The 22,531-nt window shown below is 59.3% G+C and carries 18 protein-coding genes and 2 tRNA genes; 4 read left to right on the top strand and 16 right to left on the bottom strand.

Annotated elements, in window-relative coordinates:
• Nucleotides 1–98 precede the first annotated feature (98 nt).
• From dnaB to rnr, 7 genes are all read right to left on the bottom strand, one after another.
• Nucleotides 99–1,496: a replicative DNA helicase gene (gene dnaB / locus JFT81_RS26775; protein ID WP_053116810.1), complete on the bottom strand. Its 1,398-nt coding sequence runs from the start codon at nt 1,494–1,496 to the stop codon at nt 99–101.
• Nucleotides 1,497–1,616: 120 nt separating this feature from the next.
• Entirely contained in the window at nt 1,617–2,063 is a 447-nt protein-coding gene (rplI, locus tag JFT81_RS26770; protein ID WP_008078307.1) for a 50S ribosomal protein L9, read from the bottom strand.
• Between the two features lie 19 nt (nt 2,064–2,082).
• Complete coding sequence (locus JFT81_RS26765) at nt 2,083–2,976, bottom strand: hypothetical protein (RefSeq protein WP_201230289.1); 894 nt, start codon at nt 2,974–2,976, stop codon at nt 2,083–2,085.
• A 36-nt stretch (nt 2,977–3,012) separates the two neighbouring features.
• Nucleotides 3,013–3,243 carry a 30S ribosomal protein S18 gene (gene rpsR, locus JFT81_RS26760; protein WP_002551829.1) on the bottom strand — a complete coding sequence of 77 codons (231 nt, stop codon included), beginning with the start codon at nt 3,241–3,243 and terminating at the stop codon, nt 3,013–3,015.
• 29 nt (nt 3,244–3,272) lie between these two features.
• Complete coding sequence (gene rpsF, locus JFT81_RS26755; RefSeq protein WP_103304671.1) at nt 3,273–3,695, bottom strand: 30S ribosomal protein S6; 423 nt, start codon at nt 3,693–3,695, stop codon at nt 3,273–3,275.
• A gap of 306 nt (nt 3,696–4,001) precedes the next feature.
• The gene (rlmB, locus tag JFT81_RS26750) at nt 4,002–4,769 is read right to left on the bottom strand and encodes a 23S rRNA (guanosine(2251)-2'-O)-methyltransferase RlmB (RefSeq protein WP_201230287.1); all 768 of its coding nucleotides are present in this window, start codon (nt 4,767–4,769) and stop codon (nt 4,002–4,004) included.
• A complete protein-coding gene (gene rnr / locus JFT81_RS26745) occupies nt 4,766–7,396 on the bottom strand; it encodes a ribonuclease R (RefSeq protein WP_201230285.1) in 2,631 nt (876 codons plus the stop codon). The genes rlmB and rnr overlap by 4 nt, the downstream gene beginning before the upstream one ends.
• A 226-nt stretch (nt 7,397–7,622) precedes the next feature.
• On the opposite strand from rnr, the gene JFT81_RS26740 reads away from it, so the two are divergent.
• The 4 genes from JFT81_RS26740 (at nt 7,623) to JFT81_RS26725 (ending at nt 10,839) form a co-directional block, all read left to right on the top strand.
• Nucleotides 7,623–7,709: transfer RNA gene (locus JFT81_RS26740), tRNA-Leu, on the top strand.
• A gap of 181 nt (nt 7,710–7,890) precedes the next feature.
• Nucleotides 7,891–7,977, top strand: a tRNA-Leu gene (locus JFT81_RS26735).
• 286 nt (nt 7,978–8,263) lie between these two features.
• The gene (locus tag JFT81_RS26730; protein WP_201230283.1) at nt 8,264–9,274 is read left to right on the top strand and encodes an extracellular solute-binding protein; all 1,011 of its coding nucleotides are present in this window, start codon (nt 8,264–8,266) and stop codon (nt 9,272–9,274) included.
• Entirely contained in the window at nt 9,274–10,839 is a 1,566-nt protein-coding gene (locus tag JFT81_RS26725; RefSeq protein ID WP_201230281.1) for an iron ABC transporter permease, read from the top strand. The genes JFT81_RS26730 and JFT81_RS26725 overlap by 1 nt, the downstream gene beginning before the upstream one ends.
• 91 nt (nt 10,840–10,930) lie before the next feature.
• On the opposite strand, the gene JFT81_RS26720 is transcribed toward JFT81_RS26725, so the two are convergent.
• The 9 genes from JFT81_RS26720 to mutL all read right to left on the bottom strand — a co-directional run bounded on the left by JFT81_RS26720 (nt 10,931) and on the right by mutL (nt 22,527).
• Nucleotides 10,931–12,865 carry a methyl-accepting chemotaxis protein gene (locus JFT81_RS26720; RefSeq protein ID WP_201230279.1) on the bottom strand — a complete coding sequence of 645 codons (1,935 nt, stop codon included), beginning with the start codon at nt 12,863–12,865 and terminating at the stop codon, nt 10,931–10,933.
• Nucleotides 12,866–13,004: 139 nt separating this feature from the next.
• Entirely contained in the window at nt 13,005–14,294 is a 1,290-nt protein-coding gene (locus tag JFT81_RS26715; protein WP_201148326.1) for an adenylosuccinate synthase, read from the bottom strand.
• Between the two features lie 54 nt (nt 14,295–14,348).
• Nucleotides 14,349–15,536 (bottom strand): ATP phosphoribosyltransferase regulatory subunit, encoded by a 1,188-nt coding sequence (locus tag JFT81_RS26710; protein ID WP_201230277.1) that lies wholly within the window; start codon nt 15,534–15,536, stop codon nt 14,349–14,351.
• A gap of 313 nt (nt 15,537–15,849) precedes the next feature.
• Nucleotides 15,850–16,719 (bottom strand): protease modulator HflC, encoded by an 870-nt coding sequence (hflC, locus tag JFT81_RS26705; RefSeq protein WP_008078329.1) that lies wholly within the window; start codon nt 16,717–16,719, stop codon nt 15,850–15,852.
• Nucleotides 16,719–17,888: an FtsH protease activity modulator HflK gene (gene hflK, locus JFT81_RS26700; protein WP_201230275.1), complete on the bottom strand. Its 1,170-nt coding sequence runs from the start codon at nt 17,886–17,888 to the stop codon at nt 16,719–16,721. The genes hflC and hflK overlap by 1 nt, the downstream gene beginning before the upstream one ends.
• A gap of 96 nt (nt 17,889–17,984) precedes the next feature.
• On the bottom strand, nt 17,985–19,286 hold the full coding sequence (gene hflX / locus JFT81_RS26695) for a ribosome rescue GTPase HflX (protein WP_053116772.1): 1,302 nt from the start codon (nt 19,284–19,286) through the stop codon (nt 17,985–17,987).
• A 12-nt stretch (nt 19,287–19,298) separates the two neighbouring features.
• Nucleotides 19,299–19,559: an RNA chaperone Hfq gene (gene hfq, locus JFT81_RS26690; RefSeq protein ID WP_007902656.1), complete on the bottom strand. Its 261-nt coding sequence runs from the start codon at nt 19,557–19,559 to the stop codon at nt 19,299–19,301.
• A gap of 95 nt (nt 19,560–19,654) precedes the next feature.
• A complete protein-coding gene (miaA, locus tag JFT81_RS26685) occupies nt 19,655–20,626 on the bottom strand; it encodes a tRNA (adenosine(37)-N6)-dimethylallyltransferase MiaA (RefSeq protein WP_201230273.1) in 972 nt (323 codons plus the stop codon).
• Nucleotides 20,626–22,527: a DNA mismatch repair endonuclease MutL gene (gene mutL, locus JFT81_RS26680; RefSeq protein WP_201230652.1), complete on the bottom strand. Its 1,902-nt coding sequence runs from the start codon at nt 22,525–22,527 to the stop codon at nt 20,626–20,628. The genes miaA and mutL overlap by 1 nt, the downstream gene beginning before the upstream one ends.
• Nucleotides 22,528–22,531: the final 4 nt, after the last annotated feature.

Genomic DNA, 22,531 nt, shown 5'->3' with positions numbered 1-22,531 from the left:
CAACCTCATTCGCGAGCAAGCTTTGCTCCTACAAGGGAACGCGCATCCATGTAGGAGCAAAGCTGCTCGCGAAGGCGTCAGCTCAGACGATCAAGAACTTACTCATCGTCGTCGAAGTTGTAGCTGCCCGGCGCAAGGTTTTCGAAACGTGTGTACTTGCCGATAAACGCCAGGCGGATAAAGCCGATCGGGCCGTTACGCTGTTTGCCGATGATGATTTCGGCAATGCCCTTGTGCTCGGTCTCCGGGTGATACACCTCATCCCGGTACACGAACATGATCACGTCGGCATCCTGCTCGATCGCTCCGGATTCCCGGAGGTCGGAGTTGATCGGACGTTTGTTCGGTCGCTGCTCGAGGGAACGGTTGAGCTGGGACAACGCCACCACAGGGCAATTGAATTCCTTGGCCAGGGCTTTGAGGGAACGCGAGATTTCAGAAATCTCGTTGGTTCGGTTGTCGCCGCCGGAACCTGGAATCTGCATCAATTGCAGGTAGTCGATCATGATCAGGCCGATGTCACCGTGCTCACGGGCCAGACGCCGGGTACGCGCACGCATTTCCGACGGGCTGATACCGGCGGTGTCGTCGATGAACAGCTTGCGGTCATTGAGCAGGTTGACCGCCGAGGTCAGGCGCGGCCAATCGTCATCTTCCAGTTGGCCGGAACGCACCTTGGTCTGGTCGATGCGACCGAGAGACGAGAGCATACGCATGACCAGCGATTCGCCTGGCATCTCGAGGGAGTACACCAGAACGGCCTTGTCGCTACGCAGTACGGCGTTTTCCACCAGGTTCATCGCGAAGGTGGTTTTACCCATCGACGGACGACCGGCGACGATGATCAAGTCAGCCGGCTGGAGGCCGCTGGTCTTCTCATCAAGGTCGGTGTAGCCAGTGGACAGGCCGGTAATGGCGTTGTCCGTGTTGAACAGCGTGTCGATGCGATCGATGGCCTTGGTCAGCAAATCGTTCACGCCCACCGGGCCACCGGTTTTTGGCCGGGCCTCGGCAATCGCGAAGATCTGGCGCTCGGCTTCGTCGAGAATCTCCTCGGCGGTGCGCCCTTCCGGGTTGAAGGCGCTGTCGGCGATCTCGGTGCTGATGCCGATCAGTTGGCGCAACGTCGCACGCTGACGGACGATCTGCGCATAAGCCTTGATGTTGGCGACGGACGGCGTGTTTTTCGCCAATTCGCCAAGGTAACCGAGGCCGCCCACCTGCGACGTCTGACCTTCCTTGTCCAGTTGCTCGGCAAGGGTCACGACGTCGATCGGGGAGTTCTGATCGGCCAGTTTGGCAATCGCCCGGAAGATCAGGCGGTGGTCATGTCGATAGAAATCACCGTCGGAGACTTGATCAAGCACGCGTTCCCAGGCGTTGTTGTCCAGCATCAGACCACCGAGTACAGCCTGTTCGGCCTCGATGGAATGTGGCGGCACCTTCAGGGCAGCGGTTTGCAGATCGTATTGCTCGGGAGCGGAGATATCGTTCATGGCCACTTGAGTTTGGTTGAAAATCAGGAGTTGCAGAAAGACAAAGGGCACGACCTGTAAACAGGATCGTGCCCGATGTTAACCGCCTGACGGGCAAGCCGCCAGCCGATCAGGTGTTGCTTAAGCTGCTACCACGACAACGCGTACGGTGGCTTCAACTTCGGCGTGCAGGTGCACAGCCACGTCGAATTCACCTACGTTGCGGATGGTGCCGTTCGGCAGACGAACTTCGCTTTTCGCAACTTCAACGCCGGAGGCGGTCAGTGCGTCAGCGATGTCGTGAGTACCGATCGAACCGAACAGCTTGCCTTCGTCGCCAGCGGTGGCAGTGATAGTCACTTCCAGCTCGGCCAGTTGGGCAGCACGGCTTTCAGCCGATGCTTTACGGTCTGCAGCAGCTTTTTCCAGCTCAGCACGACGCTCTTCGAACGCAGCGATGTTCGCTGGGGTCGCGGCGGTAGCTTTGCCGTAAGGCAGCAGGTAGTTACGACCGTAACCGGCCTTAACGTTCACTTTGTCACCCAGGTTGCCCAGGTTGGTGACTTTTTCCAGAAGGATCAGTTGCATGTGAAAATCCTCTTAACTTTTAACCTTCACCGTTCGCGCTATCGGTGTCTTTCGACACATGACGACCGCGAAAATCAATCAGGCTGTCGACAATGGCCAGGACCACGAGCAACGGATAGATCAGCTGCATGAATAGCAACAGCGTGACGTACAACCCCACCAGCCAGAAACCGGCCAGTCGCTTCTGCCCGACCAGCCCGTGAATCAGGGCAAGTCCGGCGAACACCAGCGGTACACTGCACAACGGCGTCAACATGGCCATCTGTGCACCGAGATTCGGGCCCAGAAGCATCAACGCCAGCAGTAACATCGCCGGCCCCAGCGGGATCCGGATGGCGCGAAACTCGCGACCAAAACCACCCGGGTTGTACAACAACGCCTGCCAATGACGCCCGACAATCAGGCTCAGCACGCTGACGATCTGCAACAAAGCCGCAATCAGTCCGGTCAGGACTGGTGCTATCAGGGACGCGAAACGCGCTTGCTCTTCGACCGACAATTGCTTGTAAGTCTCACCGAGGAGCGCCGGCATGACCTTTATCAAGGCCTGCGCGAGCATCTCGATCTGGGCCGCAAACGCGGCCCCGAGCACCACCGAAAACACCACTCCAATCGCTACGCTGACCAGCAGCGTACGAACCCAGGATTCACTTGCGCGCAAAACCAACGCAAGTGCCGAAGAACCCAGCAGCACCAGAAGTGCCCGTGGATCATCCGCGTACAACCACCAGACCAAGGCCGGCAGCAGTCCCAGGGGCAGAACGCCAAGGGCGTCCGTCAATCCGCGCCGCAGCAGCACAAGGCTCCCGGCGGCGGCACCCAACCAATACAACAACGGCAATGTTGCACACCCGGCCACTACGAGAGTGGCCTGCATGCGGCCGCGCATGATGAACTCAGCTAAGGCACGCATGCATTCAATCCTTTGCTACTTGTCGACTGCCCGGTCTCAGCGGCCGTGGCTGTCGGTGTAGGCCAGCAGGGCCAGGAAGCGGGCGCGCTTGATAGCGGTGGCCAGCTGACGCTGATAACGAGCTTTGGTACCGGTGATGCGGCTTGGAACGATTTTGCCGGTCTCGGATACATAAGCTTTCAGAGTGTTGAGATCTTTGTAATCGATCTCTTTCACGTCTTCAGCGGTGAAGCGGCAGAATTTACGACGACGGAAGAAACGTGCCATTTGATAGGCTCCTTAATAAGGTCCGTGGATTACTCGTCAGCGTTATCGCTGTTGTCGCTGTCATCACTATCGGTGCCTTCGGCGCCTTCGTGCTCAGGACGGTCGCGACGCTCACGGCGCTCACTGCGGTTTTCTTCAGCCTTGAGCATCTCGGATTGGCCGGTAACGGCTTCTTCGCGACGGATGACCAGGTTACGGATCACTGCATCGTTGTAGCGGAAGTTGTCTTCCAGCTCGGCCAGGGCCTTGCCAGTGCACTCAACGTTCAGCATCACGTAGTGAGCCTTGTGAACATTGTTGATTGCGTAGGCCAGTTGACGACGGCCCCAATCTTCCAGACGGTGGATTTTGCCGCCGTCTTCTTCGATCAGCTTGGTGTAACGCTCAACCATGCCGCCGACTTGCTCGCTTTGATCCGGGTGGACCAAAAAGATGATTTCGTAATGACGCATGAATGCTCCTTACGGGTTGTAGCCTGCCGCTCAAAAACGGTCAGACAAGGAGTGAATGACACTTATGGACTTGCTGGCGCGGGGCACATGCGTGCCTGCCGTCACAGCAAGGGGCGCAATTGTAGAGAAGGGACTGAAGAGGTGCAAGGCAATTGGTGATTATTTGAACAACCGCCAATTTTCGCCACAACCTAAAACACTGTGGGAGCAAGCCTGCTCGCGATTGGGCTTCACATTCAACAATGATGCTGAATGTAACTCCGCTTTCGCGAGCAGGCTCGCTCCCACATTTGGATCGTTTTCGACTCAGGACTTCTTGGCAGCAGGCTTGGCTTTGGCACCGCGCTGGCGCTGGGCTTCGAACAGGCAGACGCCCGTGGCAACCGACACGTTGAGGCTGCTGACGCTGCCGGCCATCGGCAGTTTCACCAGATAGTCGCAGTGTTCGCGGGTCAGGCGACGCATGCCCTTGCCTTCGGCCCCCATGATCAGAATGGTCGGGCCCGTCAGATCCTGGTCGTAAATGCTGACTTCAGCTTCGCCCGCTGTGCCGACAACCCACAGACCGCGTTGCTGAAGTTTTTCCAGGGTGCGCGCAAGGTTGGTCACCGCGACCAACGGAATCACTTCCGCCGCGCCACAAGCCACTTTACGCACGACTGGCGTCAAGGTCGCCGACTTGTCTTTCGGCACGATCACTGCCAGCGCACCAGCAGCATCGGCCGAACGCAGGCAGGCGCCGAGGTTATGCGGATCGGTCACGCCGTCGAGCACCAGCAGCAATGGCGCGCCGTCGGTGCGGTCGAGCAACTCGTCGAGCATTGCTTCGCCCCAGACCTGGCTCGGGCTCACTTCGGCGACAACGCCCTGATGGACGCCTTCAACCCAGGCGTCCATTTCGCGGCGCTCGGCCTGACCGACCTGGACGCGATTTTCGTTGGCCAGCTCAACCAGCGTCTGCACGCGCGGATCGTTGCGGCTTTCCGCCAGCCAGATCTGCTTGACGCGTTTCGGGTGGTGACGCAGCAACGCTTCTACCGCGTGAACGCCGTAGATTTTTTCCAACTGACTCATGACTTCGCCTTCGGTTTACGTGCCCCGCCACTTTTGGCTGGAGCAGAACCCGCTTTTGGCGGGCCTTTACGGTGTTTGCTCGGTTTCGCTGGCTTGCTGCCGGAGGCCTTTTCAGGCGCCGACCGTCCGGTCTTTCCCCCGGACGCCGCTTTACCACCGTTTTTGGCATCGGAAAGCAGGGCTTTCTTCATTTCACGGCTTTTGCGCAGCTCGGCGTTTTTCGCCACGGCATCGCTTGGGCGATAGGCTTCGGCAGCCTTTTCTTTGGCGGGACGGCGACCCGCTGTTTTCGCTGGAGCCGGCTCGGCTTTTTCCTTCGCGGCTGGCGCAGCGGTTTCAGCACCACGCTTTTTGCGACCGATCGGCGCGCTGATGGTTTTTTCGGCCATCTCGAAATCGATCTTGCGTTCGTCGAGGTCAACGCGCATCACGCGCACTTCAACGGTGTCGCCGAGACGGAAGCTGCGACCGGTGCGCTCGCCCGCCAGACGGTGATGCACAGGATCGAAGTGGTAGTAATCGCCCGGCAATGCGGTGACGTGCACCAGACCTTCGACATAGATGTCGGTCAGCTCGACGAACAGACCAAAACCGGTCACAGCGGTGATCACGCCCGGGAACGACTCGCCCACGCGATCCTTCATGAACTCGCACTTGAGCCAGTTCACTACGTCGCGGGTCGCTTCGTCGGCACGCCGTTCGCTCATCGAGCATTGCTCGCCGAGTTGCTCCAGCGCCGCTTCGTCGTACGGATAAATGCGCGCCTTCGGAATGGTCATCGCACCGGCACGGCGAACGTGCGGGGTGTCCTGTTTCGAATGGATCACGCTGCGGATTGCGCGGTGCGTGAGCAAATCCGGGTAACGACGGATCGGCGAGGTGAAGTGGGTATAGGCTTCGTAATTCAGGCCGAAGTGGCCCTGATTGTCCGCGCTGTACACCGCCTGACTCAGCGAACGCAGCATCACGGTCTGGATCAGATGGAAATCCGGACGGTCCTTGATGCTTGCCAGCAGTGCCTGATAGTCCTTCGGCGACGGGCCGTCCTTGCCTTTGTGCAGGGACAGACCGAGCTCGCCGAGGAAGGCGCGCAGTTTTTCCAGACGCTCCGGTGGAGGACCGTCGTGGACGCGGTACAGCGCAGGGATTTCGTGCTTCTTGAGGAATTCGGCGGTGGCCACGTTGGCCGCCAGCATGCATTCCTCAATCAGCTTGTGCGCGTCGTTTCGGGTGGTCGGACGGATTTCGGCAATCTTGCGCTCGGTACCGAAGATGATTCGGGTTTCCTGCGTTTCGAAATCGATCGCGCCACGTACGTGACGGGCCGCCAGCAGAACCTTGTACAGCGCATACAGCTGTTTGAGGTGCGGCAGAACGTCGTTGTACTCACCGCGAAGCTGACGCGCCTCGGTGATTTTCGGCGTTTCCAGCATCGCGCTGACTTTGTTGTACGTCAGACGAGCGTGGGAATGAATCACCGCTTCATAGAAGCAGTAGTCGGTCATTTCGCCGGACTTGGAGATGGTCATCTCGCAAACCATGGCCAGACGATCGACGTGCGGGTTCAGCGAGCACAGGCCGTTGGATAGCTGCTCAGGCAGCATCGGCACCACGCGCTCAGGGAAGTACACCGAGTTGCCGCGCACCTGGGCTTCGTTGTCCAGCGCCGAACCGATTTTCACGTAGCTGGAAACGTCGGCAATCGCCACGTACAACTTCCAGCCACCGGAGAACAGGCGCAGCTTGCCCGGTTTGGCTTCGCAGTAAACCGCATCGTCGAAGTCGCGGGCATCTTCGCCGTCGATGGTGACGAACGGCAGATGGCGCAGGTCGATGCGCTTCTCTTTGTCTTTTTCTTCAACTTCCGGCTTGAGCTTGGCGGCTTCTTTCAGAACCGCTTCAGGCCAGACGTGCGGAATGTCGTAGGTACGCAGGGCGACATCGATTTCCATGCCCGGCGCCATGTAGTTGCCGACCACCTCGACAACATCGCCTTGCGGCTGGAAGCGCGGTGTCGGCCAATGGGTGATTTTCACCTCGACGAACTGACCGATCTGCGCGTTGGCGTTGCGGCCCGGAGTGACCAGCACTTCTTGCTGGATCTTCGGATTGTCCGCAACGACGAAGCCAATGCCGCCTTCTTCAAAGTAGCGACCCACGATGGTTTCGTGAGCACGCGAGACCACTTCAACGATCACGCCCTCGCGACGACCACGACGGTCGAGGCCGGAAACACGCGCCAATGCACGGTCGCCATCGAACACCAGACGCATTTGCGCCGGGCTCATGAACAGGTCGTCGCTGCCGTCGTCCGGCACCAGGAAGCCGAAACCGTCACGGTGACCGCTGATGCGGCCGAGGATCAGGTCGAGCTTGTCTACCGGCGCGTACGTGCCACGGCGGGTGTAGATCAGTTGTGCGTCGCGCTCCATGGCGCGCAGGCGGCGGCGCAGGGCTTCGATCTGGTCTTCTGTGGTCAGACCAAACTCTTCAACCAGTTGCTCGCGGGCAGCGGGCGAACCCCGATCGGCGAGATGCGCCAGGATCAGTTCGCGGCTAGGAATAGGGTTTTCATATTTTTCCGCTTCACGAGCGGCCTCGGGATCGAGGGACTGCCAATCGGCCATTAGAGAGTTTTCACCTTGTCTATATGCGGGTTAGTTTGGCATAGGCGCCATGAAACGGGAAATTTCCGACTCTATAAGGCTCTTCTCAAGCCCTGTCACTACGCTCGCAAGCCGTTTTGACCACCGCTGGTAAAAAAAATCATATTTTTTGCTGAGAGGGGTTTACAGTTAAAAACACGCTCCGTATAGTGCGCGCCATCGACGACGCACAAGCGCTGCCGATGCTGCCCAGATGGTGAAATTGGTAGACACGCCAGCTTCAGGTGCTGGTGACCTTACGGTCGTGGAAGTTCGAGTCTTCTTCTGGGCACCAATTTCGAGTTTGAGACTAGATCAGTTTCAAGACTCATACAAAAACCCGCGAAAGCGGGTTTTTTGCATTCTAAGGAACGCTTTTGTTAAAACTGATTTATTAAAATTAAATCAGGGGTTTACAGATCAAAAAGCGCTCCGTATAGTGCGCCACATCAACAGCGGCAACGCTAGCGATGATTGCCCAGATGGTGAAATTGGTAGACACGCCAGCTTCAGGTGCTGGTGACCTTACGGTCGTGGAAGTTCGAGTCTTCTTCTGGGCACCAATTCAAATTCAAGGTTACGACCTTGGATTTCACAAAAACCCGCGAAAGCGGGTTTTTGCGTTTCTGGCTTCCGAAAAAACACAATCCCCCTGTAGGAGCTGCCGAAGGCTGCGATCTCTTGATCTTGCTTTAAAAACAGATCAAAAGATCGCAGCCTGCGGCAGCTCCTACATTTCAGCGCATGAGCAGTACCAGACCCTGCGTCGTCCCGCAAGGCGCACTTGAGAAACAATATCGTTTATCATTGTTGCAAGTTTTTGCAATGCGACAGTGAGGAACCCTGCGAATGACGTTTCGAAATACCCTGCGCCGAGGCCTGACCTTCACCCTCCTCGGCCTGGCGCTCGCCACTCCCCTCACCCAGGCTGCCGATGCGGTTTCCCTGACTCTCTATAACGGCCAGCACAAGGAAGTCGGCGACGCGATCGCCAAAGCCTTCGAAGCCAAGACCGGCATTCATGTCAATGTCCGCAAAGGCAGCAGCAATCAACTCGCCAGCCAGATCATCGAAGAAGGCGATCGCTCCCCCGCCGACGTGATCTACACCGAAGAATCGCCACCGCTGAACAATCTCGGCGAGCTCGGCCTGCTGGCCAAGACTGATGACGCCACCTTGGCCGTCCTGCCGGAAAAATACGTGGCTGGTAACGGCACCTGGATCGGCGTGACGGCGCGGGTTCGCGTAGTCGCTTACAACCCGAAACTGGTCGATGAAAAAGACCTGCCGAAATCGGTATTGGAATTCTCCGATCCGAAATGGCAAGGCAAAGTCGGCTTCGTACCGACCAGCGGCGCGTTCCAGGAACAGGCCGTTGCGATCATCAAGGTGCACGGTCGTGATGCTGCCGAAGAATGGCTGACTGGCCTGCGTGCGTTCGGCAAGACCTATAGCAACAATATGGTCGCCCTCAAAGCCGTGGAAAACGGCGAAGTCGCCACGGTACTGGTGAACAACTACTACTGGTTCGCCCTGCAGCGCGAGAAAGGCAAGCTGGATTCGAAACTGCATTACTTCACCGGCGGCGACGTCGGCGGCTTGATCACTGTTTCCAGCGCTGCCGTGCTGAAATCCAGCAAACATCCAAAAGAAGCTCAGCAATTTCTTGCCTACATGGCCAGCGAAGAAGGTCAGCGCGTGATCACTCAGACCACTGCCGAATACCCGCTGCACAAAGGCATGGAATCGGATCGCGGGCTCAAGCCGTTCAGCGAACTGGAAGCGCCGAATGTAACGCCGGCCGATCTGGGCAACGCCGAAGAAGCGCTGGAACTGGAACGTGAAGTTGGCTTGAACTGATGGCCGCATCGTTATCCGCCCCCGCCGCGCGCGGGGGTTACGTACCAAGGCGCAAGCGCCCGTCGATCTGGCTAGTGCTGCCGGTGCTATTGCTGGTGGTGATGAGCCTGTTGCCACTGGCCTACGTCGGGCTCAAAGCCTGGCAGGCCGGTTGGGCCGAGGCGCTGCACTTGTTGTGGCGCCCCTACGTGTTCGGCCTGCTGCGCAATACCCTGGCGTTGATGGTCGGCGTAACCATCACCTGTGGCGTGATTGGCCTGTCGCTGGCCTGGCTGCTGGAACGCAGCAATCTGCCGGGGCGACGTTTGTGGGGCGTGATTCTGTGCCTGCCGTTCGCTGTGCCAGCCTTTGTCAGCAGCTTTACCTGGGTTTCGCTGAGCGCACAGTTCGAAGGCCTCGGCGGTGCGATTCTGGTGATGAGCCTATCGAAATACCCGCTGATTTTTCTGCCGGTCGCGGCAACCCTGCGCAACCTGGATCCCTCGCTTGAAGAATCTGCCCGCACCCTTGGACAGAACCGCTGGGGCGTGTTCTTCCGTGTCACCCTGCCCCTGCTTTGGCCGTCGTTGCTGGCCGGCTCGCTGCTGATTGCCCTGCACATGCTGGTGGAATTCGGCGCCCTGTCGATCATCGGCCTGCAAACCTTCACCACAGCCATCTACCAACAGTTCGAATTGGAATTCAGCAACGCCAATGCGGCGATGCTCTCTGCCGTGTTGCTCGCGCTGTGTCTGGTGCTGTTGTGGCTGGAGCTGCGCGTGCGCGGCAAGGGCCGGCATGTGCGCACCGGACAAGGCGCTGCACGTCAGGCCGAACAGGTTCGACTGGGTCCGTGGGCGGCGGTCGGTCAGCTGTATTGCCTGTTGCTGGCAATTGTCGGCAGCGGGATTCCGCTGGGGATGCTGGCGTATTGGCTGGCGGTCGGTTCATCGGCGGCATTCCCGGTGGCGGCGATTACCGAGGCGCTGCTGTCGTCGCTGGCGCTATCACTTGGCGGTGCGGCGCTGTGTCTGGTGTTGGCGGTGCCGGTCGGGCTGCTGGTGGTGCGTTACAAAGGCCAATTGGCGATCTGGGCCGAGCGCTTGCCGTACCTGCTGCATGCGTTGCCGGGGTTGGTGATTGCGCTGACGCTGGTGTATTTCGCGCTGCATTACGTGCCCGTGCTGTACCAGACCTCCGGGCTCTTGCTGATCGCTTATGCGCTGCTGTTTTTGCCGTTGGCTCAGGCGCCGATTCGTACGGCATTGAACAAGGCTGCGCCGCAATTGGAAGAGGCTGCGCGTACGCTGGGGGCTTCGTCGTTCACGGCGTTTTGCCGGGTGACGCTGCCGATCATCTTCCCGGCATTGGGCGCGGCGTTTGCGCTGGTGTTTCTCGATGCGATGAAGGAATTGACGGCGACGTTGCTGCTCAGCCCGACCGGGCTGAACACCTTGGCGACCGAGGTCTGGGCACATACGGCGAATGTCGAGTTTGCGGCGGCGGCGCCTTATGCGGCGTTGTTGATTGTGGTTTCCGGATTGCCTGTGTATTTGCTTACGACTCGGATGTATTTGAGCCGCTGATATAGCTTTCGCGAGCAGGCTCGCTCCCACAGGAAAAATGCATTCCAATGTGGGAGCGAGCCTGCTCGCGATGTGGCCCTACCAGACAACATCAAGCCCTGAACTGCCCCAGACTCGCCTTGAGCTGCGCCGCCAGACCATCCAGCACCTTGCCACTCGCCGTGGTTTCCACCACCGCTTGAGCCGCTTTTTCGGCCTGCGCGTGAATCGTTTCGACCCGCCCGCGCACTGCCTGTGCGCCTTGCGCCTGATGCGCAGCGGCCTGTGTCGCCAGACCAATTGCCGCATGCACCTGCTCGACCGATGCCTGCACCGACTGCTGCAACCGCGCGCTGTCACGCAACACCAGCAACCCTTCACTGGCCTGTCGACCGGCCTGACCGATGGCCTCTACCGCTTCACGCGCGCCCTGTTGCAGGGCAACGATGTGCGCCTGAATGTCGCCGGTGGAGCTTTGCGTTTTGCTCGCCAGCGCACGCACTTCGTCCGCCACTACCGCAAAACCACGTCCGGTCTCGCCGGCCCTTGCCGCTTCGATGGCCGCGTTCAATGCCAACAAGTTGGTCTGCTCGGCGATGCCATGAATCACCGTCAGCACCACTTCGATCTGCTCACTCTGTTGAGCCAGTCGCTCGATGACTTTCGCCCCGGTATCGACTTGCCCGGCCAGCGCCTCGATCAAACCGCCAACCTTGGCTGACGTGCGGGTGTTTTCATCCGTGGCCTGGCGGATATCCACCACCTGCTTCAACGCCGCCTGCATCGCGTGGCTTTCCGACTGCGCCTCGTCAGCCATTTGCGACAGCGCGCGCAGGCTTTCGGCGACTTCGTCACGCTGCATACCCGCTGCGGCGTCGGCACCGGCATTGCGCAGGGTCATCGCGCCGATTTCCACGCCGGTACGCTGAGCCACGTCGCCTGCCTCGCGCACGATCGGTTGCAACTTATCCACAAAGCGATTGACCGCAGAGGCCATGTCGCCGATCTCGTCCTTGCTGTTGATCTGCACTCGCTTGGTCAGATCGCCCTCACCGGCAGCAAGATCATCCATGGCCGCGTTGAGCATCTTCAGTCGGTTGACCACACGATGACCCAACACCACGGCCAGCAACAGCAGCACACCGAGCCCCACCAGCGCCAGGCCCATGCCGATTCTCCAGCGCAGGGTCGCGGCGGCGTCTTGCACGGTGCTGGCGGTATTGGCTTTCATCTCGGCAGCGGTGGACTGTGCCGATTGCAGGCGTGCGCGCATCGCTGTAGCGCTGTCCGCGGCTGCACCTTTGAGACTGTCGCCGACCAGTTGATCACTGCTGGCGATCAGCGCCGAAAAACGTTTATCCAGCGCAGCAAGATCGGTTTCGACCGAAGCGGTGGAAACACCCATCAACACCTTGCCGATTTCCACGCCGTTGGGATTGATCGAAGCCTCGAGGTAGTAGACCGACGGATCGTTCTTCGCCGCGTCCAGCACTTTATCCAGCGCGCGCTCACCCTGGCCCTTTTCCAGCAAGGCCTTGTTGATCGGGTTTTCGCGATTGAGATAGCGGGTCAGGTGTTGACCGGTGGCGTCGTCGTACACCACGAACAGCACGTTGGGATTGCGCTGGGCACGGCGGGCGAACTCGGAAAGCGTCGGCACATCGCTGTCCCACATGGCGCGCGGGGCGACCGAGGCCAGCAACTGCGCCATGTCATTGGCCGAATCCTTGAGATCCTTTTCCAATGTCGTACGCAGCTGCGCCTGCTCGTCCTTCAGCCGCGAGGACAGACCAGCGGTCAGACGCTGACGAGTGCTGGTGGACAAGGCATCGAGGCTCGACGTGACTTCACGTCCCGCCTGCTCCAGTTCGCCGGACAGTTTCTGACTGTCGGCACCGAGGCGCAGTGCAAGATCTGCTTCCAGCGCCGTCACGGTGCTCCGCGTCAGGGCAACCGCCACCAACACCTGCACCAAAAGGGCGATACCAAGGGTAACGAACACAGGCCGCAACAACCGGCTTTGTAACAGTGAGAGAACGGCCGACACTGTGAATACCTCTACTTCTGACGCCATTAAATTGATGGCACTCTTGTAGGAAGATTCACAGCAAAGGTCATGCCGTCCTACAGGCATAAACGACAAAGGCCCCGATTAAGGGGCCTTTGTTTTTTACATCAACAACTTATCAAGCAAACGGATGACGCAGAACGATGGTTTCGTTGCGATCCGGGCCCGTCGAAATAATGTCGATCGGCGCGCCGATCAATTCTTCAACGCGCTTGATGTAAGCACGAGCGTTAGCAGGCAGCTCTTCCAGGGTTTTGGCACCCACGGTCGATTCGGTCCAGCCTGGCACTTCTTCGTACACAGGCTGCAGGCCCACGTAGCTATCAGCGTCAGTCGGAGCAACGGCGTTGCCTTGCGCGTCTTTGTAGCCGACGCAAATGTTGATGGTTTCCAGGCCGTCGAGTACGTCCAGCTTGGTCAGGCAGATGCCCGAGATGCTGTTCACGTCGATAGCGCGACGCAGGATAACGGCGTCAAACCAGCCGCAACGACGGGCACGGCCGGTGGTAGCACCGAACTCGTGACCTTGTTTGGCCAGGTGTGCACCGACCTCGTCGAACAGCTCAGTCGGGAACGGGCCCGAACCGACGCGAGTGGTGTAAGCCTTGGTGATGCCCAGGATGTAGTCCAGGAACATCGGGCCAACGCCCGAGCCGGTCGCAACGCCGCCAGCGGTGGTGTTGGAGCTGGTCACGTACGGGTAGGTACCGTGGTCGATGTCCAGCAGGGAGCCCTGGGCGCCTTCGAACATGATGTCTTTACCGGCGCGACGCAGGTCGTGCAACTCGGCAGTCACGTCGAGCATCAGCGGCTTGAGCAGCTCAGCGTATTCTTTGCACTCGGCAAGCGTCTTGTCGTAGTCAATGGCCGGCTCTTTGTAGTAACCCACCAGCATGAAGTTGTGGTATTCCACCAGTTCACGCAGCTTGTCTTCAAAGCGCGGCATGTTGAGCAGATCGCCAACACGCAGGCCACGACGTGCAACCTTGTCTTCGTACGCCGGGCCGATGCCGCGACCGGTGGTACCGATCTTCAGCTCGCCACGGGCCTTTTCACGGGCCTGATCCAGCGCTACGTGGAAGGACAGGATCAGCGGGCAGGACGGGCTGATACGCAGACGCTCACGCACCGGTACGCCTTTCTCTTCCAGCTTGGTGATCTCGCGCAGCAGGGCGTCTGGTGCAACCACTACGCCGTTGCCGATCAGGCACTGCACGCCTTCGCGCAGCACGCCCGACGGAATCAGGTGCAAGACGGTTTTTTCGCCGTCGATCACCAGGGTGTGGCCAGCGTTGTGGCCACCTTGGTAGCGCACTACGGCGGCAGCATGTTCGGTCAGCAGATCAACGATCTTGCCTTTGCCCTCATCACCCCATTGGGTGCCCAGGACTACGACATTCTTACCCATAACACTTGTCCTCATTCGCGCAAACTTGGTGCCGGCGATGGCCGGCAGGAAAACTCAAGAAGCCAGTGGCGATACTTGCCAAAGCCCGTTCTGCTGAATCAATTGCCGGTCGCAGTCCGCATCACGGGCGGCGGCCAAAGGTTGCCCAGGCAAAGCCTGAACGACACGCTGACCCTCACTGCGCAACTGGCAAACCTGCTGCCAGAGTGCCGCATCCGTACTGTCAGGCATCCAGATACCGCCAGACGGTAGCTCGATCTCAGCACGCCCCAGGGTCACCAGGGTTTTCAAATCGGTGGAAAAACCAGTCGCCGGGCGAGCGCGACCGAAGTCGGCGCCGATGTCGTCGTAACGACCGCCCTGAGCGATGGACTGGCCTACGCCCGGGACGAACACCGCGAACACCACACCGGTGTGGTAGTGGTAGCCGCGCAGTTCGCCCAGGTCAAAGTACAGCGGCAACTGCGGGAAGCGCGCCGACAAACGCTCGGCGACGGCCAGCAAATCTTCCAGTGCCGCGAGCACCGGCGCTGGCGCATTGGCCAGACGCTCGCGTGCAGCCGTCAATACTTCACGGCCGCCACACAGATCGACCAACGCACGCAGCATGCCGGACAGATCGGCCGGCAAGCCTTCGGTCAATGTAATGACCTCGTCGATGGCCTTGCGTTGCAATGCATCGAACAACTGCTGCTCGACTTCACCGGACAGACCGGCGGCACACGCCAGGCCACGGTAAATGCCGACATGACCAAGGTCCATGTGCACGTCCGGCACGTCGGCCAGTTGCAGCATGGCCAGCATCAGACTGATGACTTCGACGTCGCTGCTCGGGCTGGCATCGCCGTACAGCTCGGCGCCTAACTGGATCGGGCTGCGCGACGACGACAGGGCACGCGGTTGAGCGTGCAGCACGCTGCCGGCGTAGCACAGACGGCTCGGGCCTTCACGACGCAGGGTGTGCGCATCGATACGCGCCACTTGCGGCGTGATGTCGGCACGGAAACCCATCTGCCGGCCCGATTGCGGGTCGATGACCTTGAAGGTACGCAGATCCAGGTCCTGGCCCGCGCCGGTCAGCAGGGATTCCAGGTACTCGATATGGGGAGTCACGACAAACTCGTAACCCCAGCTCTGGAACAGATCCAACACCTGACGACGCGCTACTTCAATGCGCGCCGCTTCCGGTGGCAGTACTTCTTCGATGCCATCTGGCAGCAGCCAGCGGTCTACCGTTGCCATTACGCCATTCCCCTTTGATCCGGGCGGCCAGCCTGCGGGCGAGCCTTGAGTGAAGCAGAAAATGACCGATCCGTTCAAAACGCACGCGCATGAACGACGCGGCGAAAGGCCTGTTATCGGCTTCGCCCATCACTTTCCTCGAAATACTCTCGGGCCATTCAACCCGATGCCTGCAACAAAAAACAGCAATCAAACGTGCAGACGCAAAAAAGCCGGGAATTTCCCGGCTGCCGCATCATACACACGTTTTCCCAAAGGATCACCCCGCCCGAGGTTTTAGCCGCTGGGCGGAATGATTCAGGTCAACGTCGTATCAAGGCTTGGACTTTTCCAGGTAACGGAAGAAGTCGCTGCTTGGGTCGAGGACCAGGACGTCGGATTTGTTCGCGAAGCTTTCACGGTAGGCGCGCAGGCTACGGTAGAAACCGTAGAACTCCTGATCCTGACCGTAGGCCTTGGAGTAGATCGCAGCGGCCTGGGCGTCACCGTCACCGCGAATCTCTTCGGATTCACGATAGGCTTCAGCCAGCAGCACGCGGCGTTGACGATCAGCGTCGGCACGGATGCCTTCGGCCAGCTCGTTACCCTTGGCGCGGTGCTCGCGAGCTTCACGCTCACGCTCAGTGCTCATACGTTCGAACACGCTGCGGTTTACTTCTTTAGGCAGATCGATGGCCTTGACCCGGACATCGACTACTTCGATACCCAGCTCTTTTTCCGCCATCTTGTTCAGCGACGCGGTGATGTCAGCCATCAGCGCATCACGCTCGCCCGACACGACTTCGTGCAGGGTACGCTTACCGAACTGGTCACGCAGACCGGATTCCAGTCGACGCGACAGACGTTCATCGGCGATTTGCTTGAGGCCCGACGTTGCGGTGTAGAAGCGCTCGGCATCTTTCACGCGCCACTTGGCGTAGGCATCGACCATCACAGCTTTCTTTTCCAGGGTCAGGAAGCGCTGTGTCGGTGCATCCAGCGTCATCAGACGTGCGTCGAATTTACGCACCTGGTTAACGTAAGGCACTTTCACATGCAGACCCGGCTGAACATCAGCCTGTACCACACGACCGAATTGCAGCAGCACCGCACGCTCGGTCTGAGCGACGATGTAGAAGCAGTTCCAGCCAACCAGTAGCACAACGACGCCAACAATAAGGGCGATCAGCGATTTATTGCTCATCAGCGGGTCTCCCTTGTGCGCGACTGCGGCAGGTCAGTGACGTGCGGCGTGACATCCGTATTGCTGGCGGCGGCCGAACCAGTGACCGGCGCATTGCTGCCCGAGCTGTTCTGAATCATTTTGTCCAACGGCAGGTAAAGCAGGTTGCTCTGGCCGTTTTTGTTACCGGTCACGAGTACCTTGCTGGTGTTGCTGAAGACTTCCTGCATGGTGTCCAGATACAGACGCTGACGGGTGACTTCAGGGGCCTTGCGATACTCGGCAACCAGTTTGGTGAAACGATCCGCTTCACCCTTGGCACGCGAGACCGTTTCGTCGCGATAACCGTTGGCATCTTCAAGGATGCGCTGGGCCTGACCACGAGCTTCCGGCACGACGCCGTTGGCGTAGGTTTCAGCCTGGTTGCGCGAACGCTGCTCGTCTTCACGGGCGCGGATCACGTCATCGAAGGCTTCCTGCACTTCACGCGGTGCCGCTGCGCTCTGTACGTTGACCTGGGTGACGGTGATACCGGTGCGATAGGTATCGAGGAAGCGTTGCAGACGCTCCTTGATTTCGCTGGCCATCAACTCACGACCTTCGGTCAGCACCTGGTCCATGGCGGTCGAACCCACCACGTGGCGCAGGGCGCTGTCGGTCGCATGCTGCAGGCTGATCTCCGGCTGATCGACGTTCAGCACGAAGTCCTGCAGGTTGGTGATCTTGTACTGCACGGTCAGCGGCACTTCGACGATGTTCTCGTCTTCGGTCAGCATCTGGCCCTGCTTGGTGTACGCACGCTCACGCGTTACGTTTTCCATGTACTTTTTATCGATCGGCGGGAAGTAGATATTCAGGCCCGGGCCAACGGTCTCGTAGTACTTGCCGAAGCGCAGCACCACGGCTTGCTCCTGCTCATCGACCACGTAAACCGCGCTGTACAGCCAGACAGCCGCGAGCACGACCAGGCCGATGCCGAGCAGGCCGCCGAAGCCACCACCGCTCCTGCCCGAACCACCGCCGTCATCACCACGTTTTTTTCCACCACCGAACAACCCGTTCAGGCTTTCCTGCAGCTTTCGGAAGGCCTCGTCGAGATCTGGTGGCCCCTTGCGGTCGCCGTTATTGCGGCGCTTGCCACCCCAAGGATCCTGATTATTCGAGTTGCCACCCGGCTCATTCCAAGCCATAGCGCTCTCCATCTGATAAAGCAAAGACGCACCCACGGCGCGCCGACCAATGCTACAGAATGCCTGCCGTCGCGGCACAACCGCTTTTTCAGGCTTTTATTGCAAAGTGTGTTGCTCGATGAATTCCATCGGCTGCAATCCTTCGCGGCTTACCAGTCGATTCAACTCGACCCGGGGCAAACGAACGGCCAGCAAACTGATGCCTTCTTCGTCGTGTTCTTCTTTCTGCACCGCACCGAGTTCGAAAAACTGCGCACGCAGTCGAGCGAATCGTTGCGGCAAGCGCAAGGTGCCAACAAACAAATCACTGCCAAGCAATTCGGCAATGGCTTGTTCAAGCAATTCCAGACCCGAGCCGTCACGCGCCGACAGCCAGACCCGTTGGGGCTTGCCGTTTTCATCGCGCTGGATTTGTGGCTCAACGCCTTCAAGCAAATCGAGTTTGTTATAGACCTCGAGGATCGGCAAGTCCTGGGCTCCAATCTCGCCCAGCACCACCATCACCTGCTCGATCTGCAACATGCGATCCGGCTCGGCTGCATCGATCACGTGCAACAGCAGGTCGGAGTTGCTCGACTCTTCGAGCGTAGACCGAAATGCCTCGACCAGCTTGTGCGGCAAGTGACGAATGAAGCCCACCGTGTCGGCCAGAACAATCGGCCCCAGGTCGTCTATATCCAGACGGCGCAGGGTCGGATCCAGCGTGGCAAACAATTGGTCAGCCGCGTAGACGTCGGATTTCGTCACGTTGTTGAAGAGTGTGGATTTACCGGCGTTGGTATAGCCCACCAGAGACACGGTAGGGATATCCGCACGCGATCGGCCGCGTCGCGACTGTTCGCGCTGGCTGCGCACTTTTTCCAGCCGGCCCTTGATCTGGCGCAGGCGAACCCGCAGCAAACGGCGGTCGGTTTCCAGCTGGGTTTCACCGGGACCGCGCATGCCGATACCGCCACCCTGACGCTCAAGGTGAGTCCAGCCGCGAACCAGCCGGGTGCTCATGTGGTCAAGCTGGGCCAGTTCGACCTGGAGCTTGCCTTCATGGGTACGGGCGCGCTGGGCGAAAATATCGAGAATCAGACCGGTACGGTCGATCACGCGACACTCGAAAACACGTTCGAGGTTACGTTCCTGACTGGGCGTGAGGATGTGATTGAAAATCACCAGATCGGCTTCTTCAGCTTTGACCAGGTCGCGCAGTTCCTCGACCTTGCCGCTGCCAATCAGGTATTTGGCGGTTGGCCGATGACGCGGCACGTTAAAAAACGCAACGGTCTCGGCGCCGGCCGAATTAGCCAATTCCTGAAACTCCTGCGGATCTTCGCGCGCCTCAGGGTCCTGTCCATCCAAGTGAACGAGGATTACTCGCTCACCACCACCGTGGCGCTCAAAGAACAAAGGAGACTCCTATCAGGCGTTACCTGGCTCAGCGTCACCTGCTTCGGATTCGGTTGCGCTAGGCAGACGAATTGGACGAACCGGCACTACTGTCGAGATAGCGTGTTTGTAAACCATCTGGCTCACGGTGTTTTTCAGCAGGATCACGAACTGGTCGAACGACTCGATCGTGCCTTGCAGTTTGATACCGTTGACCAGGTAGATGGAAACCCCAACTTTCTCTTTACGTAAAGTATTCAAGTAAGGGTCTTGTAGCGAATGCCCTTTTGACATGTGCCGCACTCCTTTAAGGATTCAATAATAAAAAATAGGTAATTCAGATGGCTTTGGCCGTCACACCCCCAAGGATAGACGGCAATTGCAAGGACTCAGCTCAATATGGAGATGGTCCCAAGGTATTTCAAGGCGCGTGGCAGATTGTCGCAATCAAGACTGTCCAGCCAGTGTAAATCTTCCCAGCTGCGCAGCCAGGTGAACTGGCGTTTGGCCAATTGGCGCGTGGCGATGATGCCGCGCTCTTGCATTTCGGCCAATGTCAGCTTGCCATCCAGGTAATCCCAGACTTGGCGGTAACCTACTGCACGTATAGACGGCAACCCGGCATGCAGGTCACTTCTATTACGCAGGGCTACGACCTCGTCGATGAATCCCTGTTCCAACATATTTGTGAATCTTTGTTTAATGCGCTCGTGCAATACCTGACGATTTGCCGGGGCAATGGCCAAGTTCGCGACAGTATAGGGCAATTGTTGCAGTCCCGAAGCGGCTGCTTCAGTACTTTGCGCAGATTGTTGCTGGCGCAGTTCGGTCATGCTCTGACCACTGACCCGATAAACTTCCAGCGCGCGACTCAGGCGCTGCGGATCGTTCGGGTGAATCCGCGCCGCCGACACCGGATCGATGACCGCCAATTGTTCGTGCAGGGCTTGCCAGCCAAGGCGTTGAGCCTCTTCTTCGATCTGCGCGCGAACCTCGGGATCCGCCGCTGGCATATCGGCCAGGCCATCAACCAAAGCCTTGTAATAGAGCATCGTGCCGCCGACCAGCAGCGGAATTTTTCCGCGCGCGGTGATTTCCGCCATGGCTTGCAGGGCATCGCGACGGAAATCCGCAGCCGAACAGGCTTCGGCCGGGTCGAGGATGTCGATCAAACGGTGCGGATATTCGGCCAGCAGCTCTTTCGAAGGCTTGGCAGTGCCGATGTCCATACCGCGATAGACCAGCGCCGAGTCGACACTGATCAGCTCGCACGGCAGCACCTTGGTCAGCTCGATGGCCAGATCGGTCTTGCCCGCAGCGGTCGGGCCCATCAGGAAAATCGCTGGAGGGAGCTGGCTCATCAACGACCGCGCAGGAACAGTTTGTCCAGATCGTCCAGGCCCAATTGGGTCCAGGTCGGTCGGCCATGGTTGCATTGACCGCTGCGCTCGGTGTTTTCCATGTCACGCAGCAGGCCGTTCATTTCCGGCAAAGCCAGGCGCCGATTGGCGCGGATCGCGCCGTGACAGGCCATGGTGCCGAGCAGTTCGTTCAGGTGCGCCTGAATCCGGTCGCTGGTGCCGTACTCCATCAAGTCGGACAGCACGTCGCCGACCAGACGATTGGCTTCTGCCTGCTTCAGCAAGGCTGGAATCTGGCGGATCGCCAGGGTTTCCGGGCCCAGGCGCTGCAGTTCGAAACCCAGACGCTGAAACCACGCCGCATGTTCTTCGGCGCAATCCGCCTCGCGCTGACTGACCGCCAGCGATTCCGGCACCAACAGCGGCTGGCCGCTGAGGCCCTCGCTGGCCATGGCGATCTTCAGGCGCTCATACATGATTCGCTCGTGGGCTGCGTGCATGTCGACCAGCACCAAGCCTTGAGCATTCTCGGACAAGATATAGATGCCCTTGAGCTGCGCCAGCGCGTAACCGAGCGGTGGAATGTCCTCCTGACCGGCGGGCAGCGCATTGGCGTTGGCTTCCGGCAGCGGCGCGAAAAACTCGCGATAAGCCGCCTGAGCCTCGGCGGCCGGGGGCGTCGCCGATTGTGGACGCGGCGTGTATTGATACTGATAAGCGCCGCCAGCAGGCGCGCCAGATGCAGTGTTGAACACCGGTTGCGCCTGCGGTTGCTCCAGCAGCGCATTGGCCGCCAGACGCATTTCGCCCTGCGGGCCGAATTCGCCAGCATCCAACCCTGTCGGACGGACGATGGCGGTGGTCACTGAACCGGCAAGCTGATCCTCCGGACGCACATCGCCCAGCGCCCGGTGCAAGGTGCCGTAAAGGAAGTCATGCACCATGCGCCCGTCACGGAAGCGCACTTCGTGTTTGGTCGGGTGGACGTTGACGTCGACCGCCGCCGGATCAACCTCGAAAAACAGTGCAAACGTCGGATGGCGACCGTTGAACAGCACGTCGCGATAGGCCTGACGCACGGCGTGGGCCACCAGTTTGTCGCGCACTGCTCGGCCGTTCACAAAGAAATACTGCAAATCCGCCTGGCTACGGTTGAAGGTCGGCAACCCGACCCAGCCCCACAGATGCAAACCGTTACGCTCGATCTCGATCGGCAGCGCCTGCTCGAGAAAACCCGAGCCGCAAATCGCCGCCACACGGCGGGCACGGGCCGCGTCATCGTGGGCTTCGTGCAGGCTGAGGATGGTCTTGCCGTTGTGGCGCAGATGGAAAGCCACGTCGAAACGCGCCAATGCCAGACGTTTGATCACTTCTTGCAGATGATCGAATTCGGTTTTTTCGGTCTTGAGGAATTTGCGCCGCGCCGGGGTATTGAAGAACAGGTCGCGAACTTCCACCGAGGTGCCGACCGGATGCGCTGCCGGTTGCACCCGAGGCGCCATGTCGCGACCTTCAGTCTCGACCTGCCAGGCCTGATCGGCATCGCGGGTGCGCGAAGTCAGGGTCAGACGTGCCACAGAGCTGATCGACGCCAACGCCTCACCACGGAAACCCAGGCTCATTACCTGCTCGAGGTCTTCCAGGTTGCGGATCTTGCTGGTGGCGTGACGGGCCAGGGCCAGCGGCAGGTCATCGGCAGAAATACCGCTGCCATCGTCACGCACGCGTAGCAGTTTGACGCCACCCTGTTCAACGTCGACATCGATTCGTTTGGCTCCGGAGTCGAGGCTGTTTTCCAACAGTTCCTTGATCACCGAGGCCGGGCGTTCAACCACTTCACCGGCGGCAATCTGGTTCGCCAGCCGTGGGCTGAGCAGTTCGATGCGGGCGGCAGCGTTCAGCACC

Origin of the sequence: Pseudomonas sp. TH43 (assembly GCF_016650635.1) — a bacterium.
In the GTDB taxonomy this organism is placed as follows: Bacteria; Pseudomonadota; Gammaproteobacteria; order Pseudomonadales; family Pseudomonadaceae; genus Aquipseudomonas.
Note: the sequence above shows the minus strand (reverse complement) of the source record. Positions and strands in the feature narration are given on the sequence as shown.

Excerpts from the sequence above, each read along its gene's own strand:
- dnaB (WP_053116810.1), bottom strand. The coding sequence starts at position 1,496 with ATGAACGATATCTCCGCTCCCGAGCAATACGATCTGCAAACCGCTGCC.
- rplI (WP_008078307.1), bottom strand. The coding sequence starts at position 2,063 with ATGCAACTGATCCTTCTGGAAAAAGTCACCAACCTGGGCAACCTGGGT.
- JFT81_RS26765 (WP_201230289.1), bottom strand. The coding sequence starts at position 2,976 with ATGCGTGCCTTAGCTGAGTTCATCATGCGCGGCCGCATGCAGGCCACT.
- rpsR (WP_002551829.1), bottom strand. The coding sequence starts at position 3,243 with ATGGCACGTTTCTTCCGTCGTCGTAAATTCTGCCGCTTCACCGCTGAA.
- rpsF (WP_103304671.1), bottom strand. The coding sequence starts at position 3,695 with ATGCGTCATTACGAAATCATCTTTTTGGTCCACCCGGATCAAAGCGAG.
- rlmB (WP_201230287.1), bottom strand. The coding sequence starts at position 4,769 with ATGAGTCAGTTGGAAAAAATCTACGGCGTTCACGCGGTAGAAGCGTTG.
- rnr (WP_201230285.1), bottom strand. The coding sequence starts at position 7,396 with ATGGCCGATTGGCAGTCCCTCGATCCCGAGGCCGCTCGTGAAGCGGAA.
- JFT81_RS26730 (WP_201230283.1), top strand. The coding sequence starts at position 8,264 with ATGACGTTTCGAAATACCCTGCGCCGAGGCCTGACCTTCACCCTCCTC.
- JFT81_RS26725 (WP_201230281.1), top strand. The coding sequence starts at position 9,274 with ATGGCCGCATCGTTATCCGCCCCCGCCGCGCGCGGGGGTTACGTACCA.
- JFT81_RS26715 (WP_201148326.1), bottom strand. The coding sequence starts at position 14,294 with ATGGGTAAGAATGTCGTAGTCCTGGGCACCCAATGGGGTGATGAGGGC.
- JFT81_RS26710 (WP_201230277.1), bottom strand. The coding sequence starts at position 15,536 with ATGGCAACGGTAGACCGCTGGCTGCTGCCAGATGGCATCGAAGAAGTA.
- hflC (WP_008078329.1), bottom strand. The coding sequence starts at position 16,719 with ATGAGCAATAAATCGCTGATCGCCCTTATTGTTGGCGTCGTTGTGCTA.
- hflK (WP_201230275.1), bottom strand. The coding sequence starts at position 17,888 with ATGGCTTGGAATGAGCCGGGTGGCAACTCGAATAATCAGGATCCTTGG.
- hfq (WP_007902656.1), bottom strand. The coding sequence starts at position 19,559 with ATGTCAAAAGGGCATTCGCTACAAGACCCTTACTTGAATACTTTACGT.
- miaA (WP_201230273.1), bottom strand. The coding sequence starts at position 20,626 with ATGAGCCAGCTCCCTCCAGCGATTTTCCTGATGGGCCCGACCGCTGCG.